This is a genomic window from Pedobacter montanisoli, assembly GCF_022809115.1.
Lineage (GTDB): Bacteria > Bacteroidota > Bacteroidia > Sphingobacteriales > Sphingobacteriaceae > Pedobacter > Pedobacter montanisoli.
The window spans coordinates 142153-159975 of the sequence record NZ_JALGBH010000002.1; the positions used below are offsets into that span (position 1 = coordinate 142153).

Below are 17823 nucleotides of genomic sequence, written 5' to 3' on the forward strand. Positions count from 1 at the left end.
ACGGTAGATTTCTATAAATTACCTTAAATGAAAAAGACCTTCCATTTCTGAAAGGTCTTTGTACAGAGCGGGAATCGAACCCGCACACCTGTTGAGGGCATCCCGATTAAAATCGGGACGTGTCTGCCAGTTTCTATCCATAAAAAAAGCCTCTCATTTGAAAGGCTTTCGTTTCGATTTTGTTTGTACTGAAGGCGGGAATCGAATAGAGCATCCCAATTTTAAATCGGGGACGTGTCTGCCAGTTCAATTGCCAGCCATCAATGTCTCAATATATTTCCTGCTCTTTTTTGATTTAATTTCGAGTTCTCTTCTGATTGCTTCTTCACGTGTGCCGAATTGTTCGGTATGCACAACAGCCCATGGACCTTTATTTCTGGTTGCCGTTACATGACCGTTGCTGTGACGATATAGCCGCTTAGCTATATCCTCGGTCTGGCCTATGTAAAAACGTCCACTTTTTTCAGATTGTAAGATATACACGATGAACATAGAAAATTTCTAGGAATTACCTCAAATGAAAAAGACCCTCCATTTTTGGAAAGTCTTTTGTACTCAGAGCGGGAATCGAACCCGCACGCCTGTTGAGGGCACAGGATTTTAAGTCCTGCGTGTCTACCAGTTCCACCATCTGAGCATGATGTGTTGTTTCTGTTGAGGGCATCCCGATTTTAAATCGGGACGTGTCTACCAGTTCCACCACTTCAGCTTAAAAGCATTTGCTTTTAAAATTAAATGCCTCCTGGTAGGAAGGCATTTAGAGCGAAAGACGAGATTCGAACTCGCGACCCCAACCTTGGCAAGGTTGTGCTCTACCAACTGAGCTACTTTCGCTTAAATTACATCTCCGATGTAAGACCCAAATGTTACCGTTTTATATACCGTTCTTCCGTTTGGGTTTGCAAATATACACAGATTTATATTGCTGCCAAGAAATATTTTACATTTTTTTAAATGTTTAATCTAACTCATTGTTTTTCAGTAAAAGAAAAATTAAATCTTTTTCATAACCCTTGCTTAAAAGGTAATTTAAGAGCTTGTAACTGCGTTTAGCAGCATTTTTCTCAGTAATGGTACTCGCTTTCTTTTCAAAAAGCTGTGTTAAATTTTTTAGGTAAATTTCTTCGTCCAGGCTGCTCAGGGCTTTTTGTATAATCTTATCAGGAACACGTTTTAATTTTAAGCCCTGTTTAATCTTAAGCTTGCCCCATTTCTTGATATGATGCTTGCCCGATGCATAACTTAAAGCAAACCGTTCCTCATTTAAAAAGTTATTGGCAATCAGTTCGGCAATAATTTCTTCTATTTCGGCGATTTTAAGTTCCCATTCATAAAGCTTGCTCCTCATTTCATGCTGCGATCTTTCCTGATAAGCACACCACTGCTCAGCCTTTAGCAAAGCCGACTTCTGATCTAAAGCTATTTTGTTTTCTTTAGCACTTTTCATAATTAAATGCTGAAATTCGTAAAAAAATAAGAGTAAAACACATTTTTCTATGATGGATAACGAAACTTACTCCATAGCACAGGTTGCGAAGATAATGAATGCCAAAGCTGTATTGGTTAATCCGGAGCTAAAAATCAAAAAACTGCTTACAGACAGCCGTACCATTGCCGCACCTGATGAGGGATTATTCTTCGCGGTAAAAGCGCAACGCAACGGGCACGACTTTATTGACGGAGCCTACCAAAATGGAGTAAGGAATTTTGTAGTATCAGAAAAAGGTTTTACAGAAAAGTATGCCGATGTAAACGTTCTGTTTGTACCCAATGTATTGGCTGCTTTACAGCATTTGGCACAATACCACCGCTCAAGATTTAACTTAAAAACCATTGGTATAACCGGAAGTACAGGAAAATCGATGGTAAAAGAATGGTTATACCAGCTTTTGGCTACAGATTACAATATTGTTCGCAGTCCAAAGAGCTATAACTCGCAAATAGGAGTACCATTATCTGTATGGCAGATCACAGAAAACCATAATCTGGGGATTTTTGAAGCCGGGATTTCAACGGCTAACGAAATGCAGGCTCTGCATGATATGATTAAACCCGATATTGGCATATTAACAAATATAGGCACGCAACATGATGAAGGCTTTGATAACCGTACTGAAAAAATTAAGGAAAAGCTCAAATTATTTGAAAATGCAAAATTGCTAATCTACAATCCCGGATATGTAAAAGGGATAGATATGGAAAATTTATCCATTGAACAAAGTTTTACATGGAGTACAGAAAATGCAGCGGATCTGCAGGTATTTGAACGTTTAAATAAGAACGAAACCACGTATTTAAAAGCTCATTATAAAAGCAAACAAATTGAGCTGACTATCCCTTTTACCGATTCCGCATCAGTAGAAAATGCTATAATTTGCTGGGCGGTGCTTTTAGCTTTAGGTTATGAAAATACGTTGATCAGTGAACGATTAACACGATTGAGCCCCGTAGTGTTGCAATTGCAATTGCTTAATGGAATTAACCAATGCTCAATTATTCATGATCATTACAGTACCGATATTTCATCTTTAGCCATAGCGCTCGATTTCCTGAATCAACAAAACCAGCATAACCGTAAAACTTTGATCCTTTCAGATCTTAATCCAGAAGGCAAAGAAACAGCACAGGTTTACCAGGAAGTAGCAACGTTGCTTAAACATAAGCATGCCGGACGGTTGATAGGCATAGGCCCCGAAATTTCAAGTTTTGCAAACTTGTTTGATAAAAGCAGCTTATACTTTGAAACAATAGAAGAACTCATTGCTAAACTACCCGAGATTAATTTTAACAATGAAACCATTCTTTTAAAAGGACAAGATCGATTTGGGTTTGCAGCCTTAGGTAAATTACTCACGCAAAAAGTACATGATACGGTTTTAGAAATTAACCTTAACGCATTGGTTAAAAACCTGCAATTTTACCGGGCACAATTAAAACCGGGCGTTAAAACAATGGCTATGGTAAAAGCCTTTTCTTACGGTAGCGGAAGCTTTGAGATTGCCAATTTACTGCAATACCATAAAGTAGATTATTTGGCGGTTGCATATGCCGATGAGGGCATTGCTTTGCGTAAAGCAGGTATTACTTTGCCTATAATGGTAATGAGCCCCGAGGTTTCGGCTTTTGAAGCCATAGTTAAATACAATTTAGAACCTGAGATTTACAGCACAGAAGTTTTAACTGATTTTATCAAAGCATTACCTGCCAACGTTCAGCATTTTCCTATCCATATAAAAGTAGATACAGGTATGCACAGATTGGGTTTTGAACAGCAAGACCTCAAATCTCTAATGCAAATTTTGACCCATAACCATAAAATAAAAGTGGTATCTGTTTTTACCCATTTAGCCGGAGCTGATGAAACCCTGCACGATGATTTTACACAGATGCAGGTGCAAAAATACCTTGCTTTTTATCATGAATTGCTCACTGTTCTCCCAGATCAACCTATAAGGCATGTATTAAATACGTCCGGTATCAGCCGTCACGCAAATACGCAATTTGATATGGTGCGTATTGGTATAGGCATGTACGGATTTGATGCCGCATTGCCAAAAAGCAAAGGTCTTGAAACGGTGGCTTGTCTTAAAACAACCATCTCTCAGATCAAAGCATTAAAGGCCGGAGAAACCGTGGGCTACAGCCGTAGAGGCGTATTGTCACATGGCGGCAAAATTGCCACGGTTAAAATTGGCTATGCCGATGGTTACAACCGTAATTTTGGTAATGGTACAGGTAAAATGCTGGTAAACGGACACTTGTCGCCAACCGTAGGCTCAATTTGTATGGATATGTGTATGCTGGATATTACTGGTATTGAAGCCAAAGTTGGAGATGAAGTAATTGTATTTAACCACGAACATACCATTGCAGATCTTGCAAATGCAATTGAAACCATTCCGTATGAAATACTGACCAACGTTTCGCAAAGAGTTAAACGGGTATATTTATACGGTTAAAAGGATAGGGATAGGGCGTGTTAAAATTTAAGTAAAAACATTTTACTAATTTTGCGCCATGAACAAGTTGGGAAAAGCCATACTAAATTATTTGATCAGAGGATTGCTCGTAGTTGTACCTATTGCATTAAGTATTTTTATTGTGGTTTGGGCGGTTACCACCGTAGATAGCTGGTTAAACATCAATAATATTTTAGGTGTTGACCCTAAAACGGGGATGAGCAGAAATATTCCCGGTCTAGGTTTGGCCTTGGTTATCGCGTTGATCCTAGTTGCAGGTGTTTTTGTAACCAATTTTGTAACCGCACCCATGTATAACTGGTTTCAACGGATGTTGAACCGTTTACCCTTGATTAACTTTATTTATTCTTCTATAAAAGATCTTACAGAAGCGTTTGTGGGCGATGAGAAAAAGTTTAACCACCCAGTTCTGGTAGAAGTAAAAGAAGGCTTAAAACGCATTGGCTTTTTAACCCAGCAAGATCTCAATAAACTTGCATTGCCCGGCGATGTGGTTGTTTACTTCCCTTTCTCTTATTCTTTTGCCGGCGTAGTTTATATAGTGGCAAAAGAACGTGTAAAACCTTTAGATATGTCGGCTGCCGAAGCCATGAAATTAGTAGTTAGCGGTGGTGTAAGCGGTTTTTAAAATTTATATAAGCAGAACCATATAAAAATCAGCATAATGATAAAAAAGAACATTTTGGCAAATGTTTCTTTAATGAACAGGCCGGCCAGCAACACAATACTTTGATCAACATTTTGCTCGGTAATAAAACCCGAACCCGAAGCACCGTTACATTTAACCATTTTATCCTCACTTGCACCCAATTGCCAGCTGTTAAGAAACATGCTGTTGGCATGCCATAAATACCGATCGCCGTTGGTTAGTTCTACGGTTGCATTTAAAGCTAAGCTATGCACCTTAATCTTACCTAATACCTGATGATTAATGTCGAAAATCTGCGTATCTGAGCCTAAAAAACCTGAAGATTTAAAAAAGAAGGTCTGGTTTTCAAATAATCCTGTAGCACTATGCTGCCACATATTGAAAACAAGATTGCCTATAATCTGATTGTCTGAAAAAAGTTGATAGTTACTATCAAACACATTTTTTGTCCAGGTTAAAACTCGCATATAATTAAAGTTTATTTTTAGACAAAAAATATGTAAGACAGTTACAAAATATAAGTTTTTTATTAGAAGTTTGGTTTTAAAACATATTTGTCATAGAACCTGAAAATATGTTCTGCAGCTTCTTCGGCCGTATCAACCAGTCTGAAAAGGTTAAGATCCTCAGCATTGATATTACGCTCTTTTTCAAGCATCGTATTTTTAATCCAGTCAACTAATCCGCCCCAGTAAGCAGTACCCACTAAAACAATAGGGAAACGGGCAATTTTACCGGTTTGTATAAGTGTTAAGGCTTCAAAAAGTTCATCCATGGTACCCATACCACCAGGCAATACAATAAAACCCTGAGAGTATTTCATGAACATCACTTTTCTTACAAAGAAATAGTCAAACTGAAGTAAACGGCTTGGTTCAATGTATTTATTGTGAAACTGTTCAAAAGGCAATTCAATATTTAAACCTACAGATTTTCCACCGTTCATGTGTGCGCCACGGTTACCGGCTTCCATAATGCCCGGTCCGCCGCCTGTTATTACCCCATAACCACGTTCGGTTAACAAGCGACCGCATTCAACGGCAATTTGGTAATAAGGATTGGTTTCTGCAGTACGTGCCGAACCAAAAATACTTACGCAGGGACCTATTTTCGACAGTTTCTCAAATCCATCTACAAATTCAGCCATGATCTTAAAGATCTGCCAGCTATCCGTAGTTTTTATTTCCTGCCAGTCTTTATTGGCAAAAGCACTTCTTATTTTTTCTTCACTATTCATAATTAGATATTAAAATTTGGTCTGCTGGTCAGTTTTTTTACTGATCAGCATTAAACCTAAAAAGGTTATTAAGCCGTTAATTAAAATCAGCTCTACGCTAAATACATAACCACCTAACCAGTCTTTGGCATGGCTGTTTAATACATAGCAAACCGCTGGCGATATCAGACAGACAAAAGGCACCAGCTTATCATGTAATCCTCTGTTTTTAACAAATAACCCAAAACTGTAAAGACCTAATAACGGTCCGTAAGTGTAAGAAGCTACCTGAAATATTTTAGATACTACAGATTGATCGTTCAGCGAGTTAAAGATGATGATTACGACAAACATGAGTAAGGAGAACACCACGTGTACAATATGGCGTGTTTTAATGTCTTTCTTGGGATCAGCGCTCTGTTTTTTGTCCATTCCTAAAAAGTCCACGCAAAAAGAGGTAGTCAATGCAGTTAAAGCCGAATCTGTAGTGGCAAAAGTTGCTGCGGTTAAACCTAACATAAATACAATGGCAGGTACAACACCCAAATAGTTTAAAGCAATTTCAGGGAACAAAAAGTCGGTTCTTGATGCGCCTGTAGCATCGGTAGGAATGGCAACACCATTTTTTGCAGCGTAAATGTAAAGCAGCGCACCCACGCTTAAAAAGAACAAGTTGATTACCAAGAAAACGCTAGTGAACGAGAACATGTTCTTTTGTGCTTCGCCAATATTCTTGCAGCTTAAGTTTTTCTGCATCAGATCCTGGTCTAAACCAGTCATGGCAATGGTTACAAAAATTCCGCCCAATACCTGTTTTACCCAGTGGAATTTACTGCCAATAAAGTCTTCATAAAAGAATATTTTAGAGTAATTACTCTCTTTAATAGTTTCAAAAGCATGTAAAATGTTTAGATCTAAACTTTTGGTAATAAAGTAAATGGTTAAAAATACAGATAGCACAAGAAAGAATGTTTGCAGCGTGTCTGTAATAATAATGGTTTTTAAACCACCTTTAAAAGTGTACGACCATATAAGCAAAAGCGATAAAAGAACGGTTGCCCAGAAAGGTATGCCGTAATTGTCAAAAATAAAGTGCTGTAACACAATAACAACCAGATATAACCTGAAAGCAGAACCAATGGTACGGCTGATCAGGAAAATAGTTGCTGCGGTTTTGTAACTGTAAAAACCCAGACGCTTTTCTATATAACTGTATATAGAAGTAAGCTGCATGCGGTAATACAGTGGTAAAAGTACGGTGGCAATAATAATAAAACCAATTACGTTACCCAGTACAAACTGGAAGTATTGGAACTGGTTTCCGGCAGGAGCGCCAACTTCTCCCGGTACAGATATAAAGGTTACACCAGATAAGGCCGTACCAATCATACCAAAGGCAACTAGATACCATTTGGAGTTTCGGTTAGCAATAAAAAAAGTAGAATTATCAGATGTTTTTTTTGAGGTAGCGAATGAAATAATAATCAGCATTAAGAAGTAGCCGATTAAAAAGCAAAGTAAAATAGTAGGTGACATTCTTTGATCTTATGTTTAAAGAGATAAATGTAGTAAAAAGCCTATTTAAAAATCAAATATCAACCAATAAATAATAAATTTGTACTATGAATTTTTCGTCCAGATTATTGGAAGAGGCAGTAAATGAGTTTAGTAAGCTCCCGGGAGTAGGTCAGAAAACGGCACTGCGACTGGTGCTTCATTTGCTAAATAAGGATGAGGCTGAGATTGGCAGGTTTGCAGGAGCTATGGTTACCTTAAAAAAAGACATTAAATATTGCACTGTTTGCCATAATATATCTGATGATGAAACCTGTTCTATTTGCACTTCTCCAAAAAGAGATCATGAAACTATTTGCGTGGTTGAAGATACAAGAGATGTAATGGCTATCGAAAATACAAACCAGTATTTTGGTTCTTATCATGTTTTAGGCGGACTGATCTCGCCTATGGATGGAGTAGGACCTTCAGACCTGCAGATAGAAAGCTTGGTTAAACGTGTGGCAACACATCCGGTAAAAGAAATTATATTGGCTTTAAGCGCTAATATGGAAGGTGATACCACTTTGTTTTACCTGCATAAAAAACTAAAAGATTTTAACATCCCAATCACCACAATTGCCAGAGGTATTGCTTTTGGCGGTGAACTTGAATATGCCGATGAAGTTACATTAGGCAGATCTATAATTACCCGTGTACCCTATGAAAACACATTAATTAAAGGTTAGGTTATAAAAACATACTGTTATAAAGTAAAATGAACTTAAAAGATAAAGTAGTTATAGTTACCGGTGCATCATCTGGTATTGGTAAAGCATTGGCTTTTGAACTGGCCAAAAGAGGTGCTAATCTGGTACTTGGTGCAAGGCAATTTGTAAGCTTGTGTGAGATCACCGCTGTTCTGGAAAAAGATTTTGGTATCAGAGCGCTGGCTGTACAAACCGATGTAAGTAAGGAAGAAGATTGTAAAATGCTCATAGAGCAGGCAAAAACTACTTTTGGGGGTATAGATGTTCTCATTAATAATGCGGGTTTATCTATGCGGGCTTTATTTAACGATTTAGACCTTTCGGTAATTAAAAACCTGATGGATGTGAATTTTTGGGGTACTGTATATTGCACCAAATACGCTTTGCCTGAGATTTTAAAAAATCAAGGGAGCGTGGTAGGTGTATCATCAATTGCAGGTTACAGAGGTTTGCCGGGTCGTACGGGCTATTCTTCTTCAAAATTTGCCATGAATGGTTTTATGGAAGCCCTGCGTACAGAGCTGCTTAAAACGGGTGTACATGTAATGGTAGCCTGCCCGGGTTTTACCGCATCTAACATCAGGGTTACCGCATTGGCAAAAGATGGTTTGGCACATGGCGAAACCAGTATGGAAGAAGAAAAAATGATGAGTGCCGAAGAAGTTGCCCAAAGGATATGTGATGGAATTGAAAAAAGAAAGCGTACGCTTATTATGACCAGACAAGGTAAATTGGCGGTATGGGTAAATAAACTCTTTCCGGCTTTTGCCGATAAAAAAGTATTTGAACTTTTTGCCAAAGAAAAAAATCCTTTAATAAGCTAGTACACAAGTGAAGGAAAATGCGCTTCGGCAGATGAAAATTATAACGAGAACACTTATCTTATTGGGATTAATACTTTGTACAGGTTTACAAAATCTGTATGCAAGTGATGTGCCCGTAAATCCTAAAAAACTTAAGACAGGCGAAGATTACCTGAAAATGGTAAAATACTACAGGTACCTTAAACCAGATTCTGCACTGTATTTTGTTAAGCAGGGGATAGCATTTGCAAAAAAGAAAAATGATAAAAAAACCTTGGCTGCTCTGTATAACCAGAACGGCATGATCGATGATAATGCCACACGATTTAAAGAAGCTAAAGAGCAATATGAAAAGGCCGAAGCCTTGTATCGTGAGCTGGGAGACGAAAAAGGACAAGCCACCATTCTGGTAAGATTAGGAGTTGTAGAAAAAAGAAAAGGAAATTATGATAAATCGCTGGCCTATTTCTATGATGCTTTAAGGTTAAGTGAGAAAAATAACGACAAATTGGGCTTACTCGAAGCTCGTGTTGTATTATCAGAAGCCTATTACAGCGTAGGCGATTACAACAGTGCCTTAAAGAATCTGGACATCGCACAAAAGATAGACAGCGAAATTCCGCTATCTAATTTCACTTTTAACATGTATATCAGTTATGGTTACACTTATGTAAAGCTGAAAGAATATGATAATGCGATACGTTATTTAGAAATCGGATTAAAAAAGTGCAATAAAACTGAATACAATGGATTGCGCATTAGTTTGTTAAAGGTGCTGGCAATTGCTTATTTTCAAAAAGGCAATCAGGCAAAAGCAGAAAAGTATTTTTTGGAAGCCTTATCATTTGCCCGTCAGATTAAAAATGTATTAAGAGAGCAATCCACCTTAACCGAGTTTGCAGAAGTTTATATGAAGGTTGATGCCGATAAGGCATTGTATTATTTTAAACAGGCCTTGCGTATTGTTGAAGAAAATAAATTGTACATACAGCAGATTACTATTTTAAACAAAATGTCTGAACTGTATGAAAAGAAAAACGATTTGAAAAAAGCGCTCGAATGCAAAGCCAAAAGCTATAGTCTGGCAGATCAGTTTTATTATAGAGATATGATGCAACAGGTAACCAGTCTTGAAACCGCTTATAATCTCGAAAAATCAAACGCACAGGTAAAAGAGCTCAAATTAAAAAGCAGCAAAGCCACTATGGTAAGAAATGTGACCATTTCTATAGCGCTGGCAGCACTCATCATTTTAGCAATCATCTTTGCCAATTATTATAAAACCAGACATTTAAATAAGCTTTTACAGCAGGCTAATGCCAGATTAGAAGAAAATAATAGTCAGAAAGATAAATTCTTTTCAATCGTTGCACATGATATCAGATCTCCTTTGGTTTCTACAATCGGATTTTTAAATCTGGTTAACGATGGAGATATAGATGCTTCTACCCGTGAGGAAATTATCGGGAAACTGAGCGAACATTGCGAAAGCAGCCTTGAAATATTAGATAAACTGCTCAAATGGGGTCAAATGCAAATTAAAGGCATACGTTTAAATGTAACTACTTTTAATGCTATAGAAAATATTCAGAAAAACGTAGCATTGATTAAAGAATCAGCAATGCAAAAGAACATCAGTATTCATCTTGATGTGCCACAGGGTATGATGTTGCAAACAGATTCAAACCATTTTGATTTTGTGATCAGAAACCTTTTATCAAATGCAGTTAAATTTACGCAGACCGGAGGTACAGTAAGGCTTGAAGCCGAAGCGATGGCAAACAATAAAGTACAATTTAAAGTGATTGATACGGGAGTAGGTATTGCGCCTAACAGAATCAACAACATATTTAATTTATCTTCTACAAGTACAAAGGGAACCTCGCAGGAAGAAGGCACCAGCTTAGGATTAATCATCTGTAAAGAGTTTATCCAGGCTAATAAAGGTGAGCTTAATGTAGAAAGCGAAGTAGGTAAAGGAACCGTTTTCACTTTTATACTGGAAGGTTTTGACCAAAATAAAAAAGCATAAATTTTTCAAAAATCTTGCAATTGATAAAAAACTGTTTCATATTTGCCTAAACGATGAGAACATTAATGTTAAATACAAACTGGTGGTGGCATAACAATTTTTGTTAGGCCAATCTCTATGTATTTAATTTAAAAATATTGATAAACAAAAAGGATTGCCTGAAACGCAATCCTTTTTTTGTTGCCTTCAGGTTGTCCCGATAAAATAAAAAAGAATGAAAAAAATTCTTAACCATTTATTCGAGAACAAAACATTTAGTCGTGCAGAAGCACAAAAAATACTTACCTCTATAGCCTTAGGAGAGTTTAATGCCGCACAAATGGCCGCATTTCTTACCGCCTATGCCATGCGTAACATTACGGTAGAAGAACTTCAGGGATTTAGAGATGCCATGCTTGAATTGTGTATAAAATTAAACCTGAATGATTTTGAACTGGTTGATCTCTGTGGCACAGGCGGAGATGGAAAAGATACCTTCAACATTTCTACCTTAGCATCTTTCGTAGTGGCAGGAGCAGGGTATAAAGTAGCCAAACATGGTAATTACGGCGTATCATCAGGCTGCGGTTCCAGCAATGTAATTGAGTATTTAGGTTATAACTTTACCAATAATGAAAGCGCATTGAAACAGAGTTTAGACAAAGCAGGGATTTGTTTTATCCATGCACCGCTTTTTAACCCTGCTATGAAAACCATTGCGCCGGTGCGTAAAGAACTAGGCGTAAAAACCTTTTTTAATATGCTGGGTCCAATGGTAAACCCGGCACAACCCCAAAACCAGATTATAGGCGTATTTAGCTTGGAGCTGGCCCGCATTTATGCTTATTTATACCAGGAAACAGATAAGAACTATACCATTTTACATGCTGTAAATGGTTTTGATGAAGTATCCTTAACCTGCGATTTTAAAACTTTTACCAGGCAGGGAGAAGCACTGCATACCATAGAAAGCTTGGGTTTTGAAACCCTTGATGAAAAAGAAATTAAAGGAGGTGATACGGTAGAATCTTCAGCAAAAATATTTTTAGATGTGCTTGAAGGTAGAGGCACAGACAGCCAGACCAATGTAGTGCTTTGCAATGCAGCGCTGGCTATACAAACCATAGAAAAAGAGCTTTCTTTTGCCGATTGCTATTACAAAGCAGAAGAATCGTTAGTGAATAAAAGAGCTTACCACAGTTTTAAAAACCTTATCGCTTAATAAAATGATGTTACCGGGAGAAATAAAAATAAAAGTTTGTGGTATGAGCAGGGCTGCTAATATTGCAGAACTTGCAGAGCTCCAACCACATTATATGGGCTTTATTTTTTATCCGCAATCACCAAGAATGATTACACCAGTATCTGCAGAACTGATCCGTTACATCCCTGAACCCATTAAAACAACAGGCGTGTTTGTTAACGAAGAAATAGATAAAGTAGAAGCAATGATTAGGCAGCATGGGCTAAAAGCCATACAGTTACACGGCAACGAAAGCCCAGAATATTGTAAAACCCTGCAAGCGTTTAATGTAGAAGTTATTAAAGCTTTTGGCATAGACGAAGACTTTGATTTTACAGTTTTAGAATCTTATGTAGATGCGGTTGATTTCTTTCTTTTTGATACCCAAACCCAAAATTATGGAGGTTCAGGTAAAGTGTTTAACTGGCAGTTACTGGATCGATATAATTTGCAGAAACCTTATTTCTTAAGCGGCGGAATTGACCTTCAACATGTAGAAGAGATCAAGAAAATCAATGATAAACGTTTGTATGCCATAGATCTGAACAGCAGGTTTGAGATAGAGCCTGGATTGAAAGACATCAATAAACTGCAAAGATTTTTGAAAGAATTAATTGAAGTACAGGATTAAAGAATTTAGCGTTTTAAACGCTTAGTAAACATAAAGGAATATGAATTATTTTGTTGATGAACGTGGATATTATGGAGAATTTGGTGGAGCCTATATCCCCGAAATGTTATATCCAAATGTAGAAGAATTACGCAGAAATTATCTTCATATTATCAATGAACCCAGTTTTCAGGAGGAATTTAAACAACTTTTGAAAGATTATGTAGGTCGCCCTTCGCCATTGTATTTGGCTAAGCGCTTATCTAAAAAATATGGTGCAAATATCTTTCTGAAAAGAGAAGATTTAAACCATACCGGTGCACATAAAATTAACAATACCATCGGGCAGATCTTATTGGCAGAAAAACTGGGCAAAAAACGCATTATTGCCGAAACCGGAGCCGGACAACATGGAGTAGCAACTGCAACAGTCTGTGCTTTGCGTGGTTTAGAATGCGTGGTATATATGGGCGAAATAGATATCAAACGTCAGGCGCCAAATGTAGCCCGGATGAAAATGTTAGGCGCTAAAGTGATGGCAGCCACTTCAGGTAGTAAAACATTAAAAGACGCCACAAACGAAGCTATGAGAGATTGGATCAATAATCCGGTAGATACACATTACATTATAGGATCTGTAGTTGGTCCGCATCCATATCCTGATATGGTAGCGCAATTTCAGTCTATCATTTCTTTTGAAACAAAAAAGCAACTGAAAGAACATACGGGCAATGAATTGCCTGATTATGTACTGGCCTGTGTAGGCGGTGGAAGCAATGCCATGGGTATGTTCTATCATTTTATTGATGATGAAAGTGTAAAATTAATTGCCATAGAAGCAGCAGGAAAAGGTGTTGACAGTGGTTTTTCGGCAGCAACCACAACTTTGGGTAGGGAAGGCGTTTTGCATGGTAGTAAAAGTATTTTAATGCAAACCAATGATGGACAGGTGGTAGAGCCACATTCTATTTCGGCAGGTTTGGATTATCCGGGAATAGGCCCTCAACATGCGCATTTATTCAAAAGTGGTCGTGGGCAGTATGTTGCAATTACAGACGATGAAGCGATGAATGCAGGCTTACTGCTTACCCAATATGAAGGTATTATACCTGCTATAGAAAGTGCACATGCATTGGCTCAACTGGAAAAAATGCAGCTCAATCCATCAGATACTGTGGTAGTGTGCCTGTCTGGAAGAGGAGATAAAGACATGGATACCTATATGAAATATTTTGATTTACAGGATTAAGAGAACATCATTAAAATTACAATTTGCAAAATGAACAGACTTCAGCAATTATTTCAGCATAAAAAGAAAGACCTACTCTCTATATATTTTACAGCAGGTTATCCAAATTTAAATGATACCTTAAAAATAGCACAGGCTCTAGAGCAAAACGGAGCAGATTTTTTAGAAATAGGATTTCCTTATTCAGACCCTGTGGCCGATGGACCGGTTATACAACAAAGCAGCAAAACCGCTTTGGATAACGGCATGACTTTAGCCCTGTTGTTTGAACAGCTGGAAGATTTGAGAAAACAGGTAACTGTTCCGGTTTTGTTAATGGGATATGTAAATGTGGTACTTCAATATGGCGTAGAAAACTTCTGCAAAAAATGCCTTGAAGTAGGCGTTGACGGTTGCATCATACCAGATTTGCCGATGTATGAATATGAAGAGTTATATCAGCCTGTATTTAAGAAATACGGCATCAGCAATATCTTTTTGGTTACACCTCAAACTACAGAAGAACACATCAGAAAAATAGATGAGCTAAGTAACGCTTTTATTTATCTGGTTTCATCATCTTCAACTACAGGTAATAGTTTAGAGCTTTCAAATCAAGCTACTCAGTATTTTCAACATATTTCAGCTTTAAAATTGAAAAATCCACAAATTATCGGCTTTGGTATTTCAGATAAAAACACTTATGATACCGCTAATACCTACGCCAGCGGAGCCATTATAGGCAGCGCATTTGTAAAAAATATTGATGCCAACCATATTGAAGAAAGCGTGAAAAACTTTATGAAAAAGATCAGGTAGCCTTTTTAAGTTGCTTCAAAATATCGGTCATCATTTCTATCTGTACTTTTTGGATTTCAAGAAGTTCTTGTTGCTGATTCATGATCAGATGATCTATCTTTTCATGTAAAGTCCTGATTTCTAGCTCAGATTTAAGGTTGATGATGTAATCGCTCTTAGCTCTTTCACGATCTTTTTCTTCCTGTCGGTTCTGGCTCATCATAATTACGGGAGCCTGTATGGCCGCTAAACAAGACAAGATCAGGTTCAACAGAATAAAAGGATAAGGATCAAAACCTTTGTTGGCCAGAAAATATACATTTGCACCAATCCAAAGGAGTAAAAACACAGCAAAAGAAATAATAAAAGTCCAGCTTCCACCAAAAGATGCCACTTTATCAGCGATGGCCTGTCCGCGAGTCAATCCTTGTCTATCGTTGGCATCATTTAACTTATCGGTAACTGTATCGGTATCAACCAAAGCATTAATGACTTGTTTTTCCAGTTCGCCTACTTCGCCAATTTCTTTAACCAGGTATTCAGAAATATATTTCTGACGGTAATAATTAAGCTCGCTAATAGATAGGGCACTTGTTCTGTCAAACGTAGGGCAGTCTTTTTGGATGAAATTAAAAATGGAATTCCTTATAGAACTTCCTAAAACTTTTTCGGCTGCAGGAAATTCTTTATTCGAAACAGCACTGTTAAATGATTGTACTTTGGTCATAGATAAAATTAAAGCGATAAAGAACGAATTACTTTTGTGGCATTCTGCTGAAATCCATATACAGGATATTCCACTTATGTCCGTCGAGGTCGGTAAAACCACCACCATACATCCAACCTTGTTGTTCGGCAACTTTTGCAAACACCTTTCCGCCTGCTTTTTCTGCCTTTTCTAAAAGTTCATTTACTTCTTCAGTACTTTCGGCATCAATAGAAATCAGCATTTCTAGGCTATCGCTTACATCTGCAACAGCATAAGGCGTAAAGCTTTGAAACACATCTTTCCTGAACAGATTTACAATAAAATTCTTGCTGCCAATTTTAAAAGAAACCATTACTTCGCTATTTGGCGCATGCGTATTAACTTCAAAACCAATTGCTTTAAAAAAAATAGTAGATTGCTGTACATCGCTTACAGGTAAATTAAGCCAGATCTCTTTGGTCATAATATATTAGAGTTGATTGTACGTGAAGTTACAAAACTAATCGGGTATAAAATAGCCTTGAATTCAAAACTCATCTATCAAGATAAATTGAAAATCGGATTTTTGGCCCTTAGAGTTTCCTGTTAAAAAGAAGATGCTCAGATTAAATTATGGTAACAAGCTCTGCAACGAGGCTCATAACTGTCTTTTTCGCCCAGTAATACCTTTGCTTCACTGGCAACGGTTCTGTATGAATAAACCGCAGGGCTACCACATTGCATGCATACGGCATTTACCTTGGTAACATGTTCTGCTATAGCCATTAAATTAGGCATTGGGCCAAAGGGCTTGCCCTGAAAATCCATATCTAATCCGGCAACAATAACTCTTATGCCTTTTAAAGCAAGTTTGTTGCAAACTTCGGGTAACTCATCATCAAAGAACTGCGCTTCGTCAATGCCTACTACCTGTGTATTGGTGCCTAATAATAATATTGCTGCAGAACTTTCTATCGGTGTAGATTGTATGGAATTTAAATCGTGAGATACTACGGCTGTTTCATCATAACGGGTATCTGTTTTTGGCTTAAAAATTTCTACGTTTAGTTTGGCAATCTGGGCTCTTTTTAATCTCCTGATCAATTCTTCGGTTTTACCCGAGAACATAGAACCACAAATAACCTCTATACTTCCGCTAAATTCACCTCTTCTGAAATTTCTCTCGCTAAATAACATTTGTAACCGTATTTTAGCCAAATATAAGGGAATTTTATAGTATTTTTGGTTATCATTTACCAACATAAAGCTTCAATTTTTTCGTTACTTAGTTATGATGAAACAGGAATCTCTTTTCAAAAAATTAGGAACCATAGTTACCGAGTTAAATGAGCATTACCAGTATCTGGCTCAAAATCCACAGCAGATTAATGAATTAGAGCTTGAGTTATTGCAGGCCAATGCTAATTTTCTGGTTGATCATATTCAGATTGTAAAAAAAATGATCGTTAAGGAAAACACGGTCAACACAGAACATGAAGAGAAAGAAGAGCCAAAGGAAGAAATTCTGAATGTACCCGTTCAGCCTGTATTAACTGAAGATGAACCTGTAGAAGAAAAAACAGATGCTGTAAAATATACAAGTGCAGAAGAACAGGAAGATATTCATATTGTAGATGAAGAACCTGTATTTGAAAAAGAGATTTTTAGCTTAGAAACCGAGCCGGAAAAAACATTTGAGTTTGTATTAAATACAGAGTACAGTGCGGATGATAAATTTGATTTTGAAGAAAAAAATGCAGACGAATTATTTGACAGGGCGCTGAGTGAAGAAGAGCAAAAAATATTAGAGCAGAAGAAAAAAGTCAAAGAAAACTTAATCAGAAATACAGAAGAACTGGAAGAAGACGAAATTGGACCAGAACCTTTCCTGATTAAAGAAGAAGAACCAATTGTAATACCTGTGGAGGAGGAACAACCGCAAGCACTAACGGAATTAACCGTACAGGTAGAAAAAACAGAAATAGAAATTCCAGTACAGCAAGAAGATTACAGGCCTACTTTAAATGATATGCTGGCCAGTAAAGGTAGTGCAAGTATAAACAACAGCCAGCAAAATTTAAATCCAATAGCAGACCTTAAACAAGGTATAAGCTTAAATGACAAATTATTGTTTATTAAAGATCTGTTTAACGGTTACAATTTAGCTTATGCTGAAGCTATTGAACTGGCTAACAAACTTCCTGATTTTGAAGCCGCAGACCAGTTTTTTAAAGTAAATTATGCCGCTAAAAATAACTGGGCAGATAAACAATCTACAGTAGATAAATTTTACAATGTGCTTAACCAGCGGTTTAAGCAATAGCTAATTCAAA

18 protein-coding genes and 2 tRNA genes are annotated in these 17823 nt (G+C 37.3%); 10 read left to right on the plus strand and 10 right to left on the minus strand.

The window, feature by feature from the left end; translation table 11 throughout:
- Positions 1-246: 246 nt before the first annotated feature.
- From MMF97_RS08355 to MMF97_RS08370, 4 genes are all read right to left on the minus strand, one after another.
- The gene (locus tag MMF97_RS08355) at positions 247-492 is read right to left on the minus strand and encodes a GIY-YIG nuclease family protein (RefSeq protein ID WP_243361435.1); all 246 of its coding nucleotides are present in this window, start codon (positions 490-492) and stop codon (positions 247-249) included.
- A 60-nt stretch (positions 493-552) separates the two neighbouring features.
- A tRNA-Leu gene (locus tag MMF97_RS08360) sits at positions 553-637 on the minus strand.
- Between the two features lie 124 nt (positions 638-761).
- Positions 762-834: transfer RNA gene (locus tag MMF97_RS08365), tRNA-Gly, on the minus strand.
- A gap of 124 nt (positions 835-958) precedes the next feature.
- Positions 959-1447, minus strand: a complete 489-nt coding sequence (locus MMF97_RS08370; protein ID WP_243361438.1) for a regulatory protein RecX — start codon at positions 1445-1447, stop codon at positions 959-961.
- A 49-nt stretch (positions 1448-1496) separates the two neighbouring features.
- Between MMF97_RS08370 and MMF97_RS08375 the strand changes: the two genes are divergently transcribed.
- The gene (locus tag MMF97_RS08375; RefSeq protein WP_317228605.1) at positions 1497-3959 is read left to right on the plus strand and encodes a bifunctional UDP-N-acetylmuramoyl-tripeptide:D-alanyl-D-alanine ligase/alanine racemase; all 2463 of its coding nucleotides are present in this window, start codon (positions 1497-1499) and stop codon (positions 3957-3959) included.
- Between the two features lie 58 nt (positions 3960-4017).
- Positions 4018-4608, plus strand: coding sequence for a DUF502 domain-containing protein (locus MMF97_RS08380; RefSeq protein WP_243361440.1), 591 nt, complete (start codon positions 4018-4020; stop codon positions 4606-4608).
- Here the strand turns inward: MMF97_RS08380 and MMF97_RS08385 are convergent.
- The 3 genes from MMF97_RS08385 to MMF97_RS08395 form a co-directional block, all read right to left on the minus strand.
- On the minus strand, positions 4605-5096 hold the full coding sequence (locus MMF97_RS08385) for a hypothetical protein (protein WP_243361442.1): 492 nt from the start codon (positions 5094-5096) through the stop codon (positions 4605-4607). The two genes, MMF97_RS08380 and MMF97_RS08385, sit on opposite strands and share 4 nt — an antisense overlap.
- Before the next feature lie 62 nt (positions 5097-5158).
- Positions 5159-5866 (minus strand): LOG family protein, encoded by a 708-nt coding sequence (locus MMF97_RS08390; RefSeq protein WP_243361444.1) that lies wholly within the window; start codon positions 5864-5866, stop codon positions 5159-5161.
- A 9-nt stretch (positions 5867-5875) separates the two neighbouring features.
- Positions 5876-7381, minus strand: a complete 1506-nt coding sequence (locus tag MMF97_RS08395; protein WP_243361445.1) for a sodium:solute symporter — start codon at positions 7379-7381, stop codon at positions 5876-5878.
- Positions 7382-7467: 86 nt separating this feature from the next.
- Between MMF97_RS08395 and recR the strand changes: the two genes are divergently transcribed.
- The 7 genes from recR (at position 7468) to trpA (ending at position 14823) form a co-directional block, all read left to right on the plus strand.
- Complete coding sequence (gene recR, locus MMF97_RS08400; protein WP_243361447.1) at positions 7468-8088, plus strand: recombination mediator RecR; 621 nt, start codon at positions 7468-7470, stop codon at positions 8086-8088.
- Between the two features lie 29 nt (positions 8089-8117).
- Positions 8118-8933, plus strand: coding sequence for an SDR family oxidoreductase (locus MMF97_RS08405; RefSeq protein ID WP_243361450.1), 816 nt, complete (start codon positions 8118-8120; stop codon positions 8931-8933).
- Between the two features lie 31 nt (positions 8934-8964).
- Positions 8965-10944, plus strand: a complete 1980-nt coding sequence (locus tag MMF97_RS08410; protein ID WP_243361452.1) for a tetratricopeptide repeat-containing sensor histidine kinase — start codon at positions 8965-8967, stop codon at positions 10942-10944.
- Positions 10945-11158: 214 nt separating this feature from the next.
- The gene (gene trpD, locus MMF97_RS08415) at positions 11159-12145 is read left to right on the plus strand and encodes an anthranilate phosphoribosyltransferase (protein WP_243361453.1); all 987 of its coding nucleotides are present in this window, start codon (positions 11159-11161) and stop codon (positions 12143-12145) included.
- Between the two features lie 4 nt (positions 12146-12149).
- Complete coding sequence (locus tag MMF97_RS08420) at positions 12150-12797, plus strand: phosphoribosylanthranilate isomerase (protein WP_243361456.1); 648 nt, start codon at positions 12150-12152, stop codon at positions 12795-12797.
- Between the two features lie 40 nt (positions 12798-12837).
- The gene (gene trpB, locus MMF97_RS08425) at positions 12838-14025 is read left to right on the plus strand and encodes a tryptophan synthase subunit beta (RefSeq protein ID WP_243361459.1); all 1188 of its coding nucleotides are present in this window, start codon (positions 12838-12840) and stop codon (positions 14023-14025) included.
- A gap of 30 nt (positions 14026-14055) precedes the next feature.
- Positions 14056-14823 (plus strand): tryptophan synthase subunit alpha, encoded by a 768-nt coding sequence (trpA, locus tag MMF97_RS08430; protein ID WP_243361461.1) that lies wholly within the window; start codon positions 14056-14058, stop codon positions 14821-14823.
- Here the strand turns inward: trpA and MMF97_RS08435 are convergent.
- The 3 genes from MMF97_RS08435 to MMF97_RS08445 all read right to left on the minus strand — a co-directional run bounded on the left by MMF97_RS08435 (position 14816) and on the right by MMF97_RS08445 (position 16687).
- Positions 14816-15529 (minus strand): DUF1003 domain-containing protein, encoded by a 714-nt coding sequence (locus MMF97_RS08435; protein ID WP_243361463.1) that lies wholly within the window; start codon positions 15527-15529, stop codon positions 14816-14818. The two genes, trpA and MMF97_RS08435, sit on opposite strands and share 8 nt — an antisense overlap.
- 28 nt (positions 15530-15557) lie before the next feature.
- Positions 15558-15974 (minus strand): VOC family protein, encoded by a 417-nt coding sequence (locus MMF97_RS08440; protein WP_243361465.1) that lies wholly within the window; start codon positions 15972-15974, stop codon positions 15558-15560.
- A 137-nt stretch (positions 15975-16111) separates the two neighbouring features.
- Positions 16112-16687 carry a thymidine kinase gene (locus tag MMF97_RS08445; protein WP_243361467.1) on the minus strand — a complete coding sequence of 192 codons (576 nt, stop codon included), beginning with the start codon at positions 16685-16687 and terminating at the stop codon, positions 16112-16114.
- A gap of 94 nt (positions 16688-16781) precedes the next feature.
- On the opposite strand from MMF97_RS08445, the gene MMF97_RS08450 reads away from it, so the two are divergent.
- The gene (locus MMF97_RS08450) at positions 16782-17813 is read left to right on the plus strand and encodes a hypothetical protein (protein WP_243361468.1); all 1032 of its coding nucleotides are present in this window, start codon (positions 16782-16784) and stop codon (positions 17811-17813) included.
- Positions 17814-17823: the final 10 nt, after the last annotated feature.

What these genes read in the sequence shown, in the direction of transcription:
- MMF97_RS08355 (WP_243361435.1), bottom strand. Translation starts at nt 492, where the DNA reads ATGTTCATCGTGTATATCTTACAATCTGAAAAAAGTGGACGTTTTTAC.
- MMF97_RS08370 (WP_243361438.1), bottom strand. Translation starts at nt 1,447, where the DNA reads ATGAAAAGTGCTAAAGAAAACAAAATAGCTTTAGATCAGAAGTCGGCT.
- MMF97_RS08375 (WP_317228605.1), top strand. Translation starts at nt 1,497, where the DNA reads ATGATGGATAACGAAACTTACTCCATAGCACAGGTTGCGAAGATAATG.
- MMF97_RS08380 (WP_243361440.1), top strand. Translation starts at nt 4,018, where the DNA reads ATGAACAAGTTGGGAAAAGCCATACTAAATTATTTGATCAGAGGATTG.
- MMF97_RS08385 (WP_243361442.1), bottom strand. Translation starts at nt 5,096, where the DNA reads ATGCGAGTTTTAACCTGGACAAAAAATGTGTTTGATAGTAACTATCAA.
- MMF97_RS08390 (WP_243361444.1), bottom strand. Translation starts at nt 5,866, where the DNA reads ATGAATAGTGAAGAAAAAATAAGAAGTGCTTTTGCCAATAAAGACTGG.
- MMF97_RS08395 (WP_243361445.1), bottom strand. Translation starts at nt 7,381, where the DNA reads ATGTCACCTACTATTTTACTTTGCTTTTTAATCGGCTACTTCTTAATG.
- recR (WP_243361447.1), top strand. Translation starts at nt 7,468, where the DNA reads ATGAATTTTTCGTCCAGATTATTGGAAGAGGCAGTAAATGAGTTTAGT.
- MMF97_RS08405 (WP_243361450.1), top strand. Translation starts at nt 8,118, where the DNA reads ATGAACTTAAAAGATAAAGTAGTTATAGTTACCGGTGCATCATCTGGT.
- MMF97_RS08410 (WP_243361452.1), top strand. Translation starts at nt 8,965, where the DNA reads ATGAAAATTATAACGAGAACACTTATCTTATTGGGATTAATACTTTGT.
- trpD (WP_243361453.1), top strand. Translation starts at nt 11,159, where the DNA reads ATGAAAAAAATTCTTAACCATTTATTCGAGAACAAAACATTTAGTCGT.
- MMF97_RS08420 (WP_243361456.1), top strand. Translation starts at nt 12,150, where the DNA reads ATGATGTTACCGGGAGAAATAAAAATAAAAGTTTGTGGTATGAGCAGG.
- trpB (WP_243361459.1), top strand. Translation starts at nt 12,838, where the DNA reads ATGAATTATTTTGTTGATGAACGTGGATATTATGGAGAATTTGGTGGA.
- trpA (WP_243361461.1), top strand. Translation starts at nt 14,056, where the DNA reads ATGAACAGACTTCAGCAATTATTTCAGCATAAAAAGAAAGACCTACTC.
- MMF97_RS08435 (WP_243361463.1), bottom strand. Translation starts at nt 15,529, where the DNA reads ATGACCAAAGTACAATCATTTAACAGTGCTGTTTCGAATAAAGAATTT.
- MMF97_RS08440 (WP_243361465.1), bottom strand. Translation starts at nt 15,974, where the DNA reads ATGACCAAAGAGATCTGGCTTAATTTACCTGTAAGCGATGTACAGCAA.
- MMF97_RS08445 (WP_243361467.1), bottom strand. Translation starts at nt 16,687, where the DNA reads ATGTTATTTAGCGAGAGAAATTTCAGAAGAGGTGAATTTAGCGGAAGT.
- MMF97_RS08450 (WP_243361468.1), top strand. Translation starts at nt 16,782, where the DNA reads ATGATGAAACAGGAATCTCTTTTCAAAAAATTAGGAACCATAGTTACC.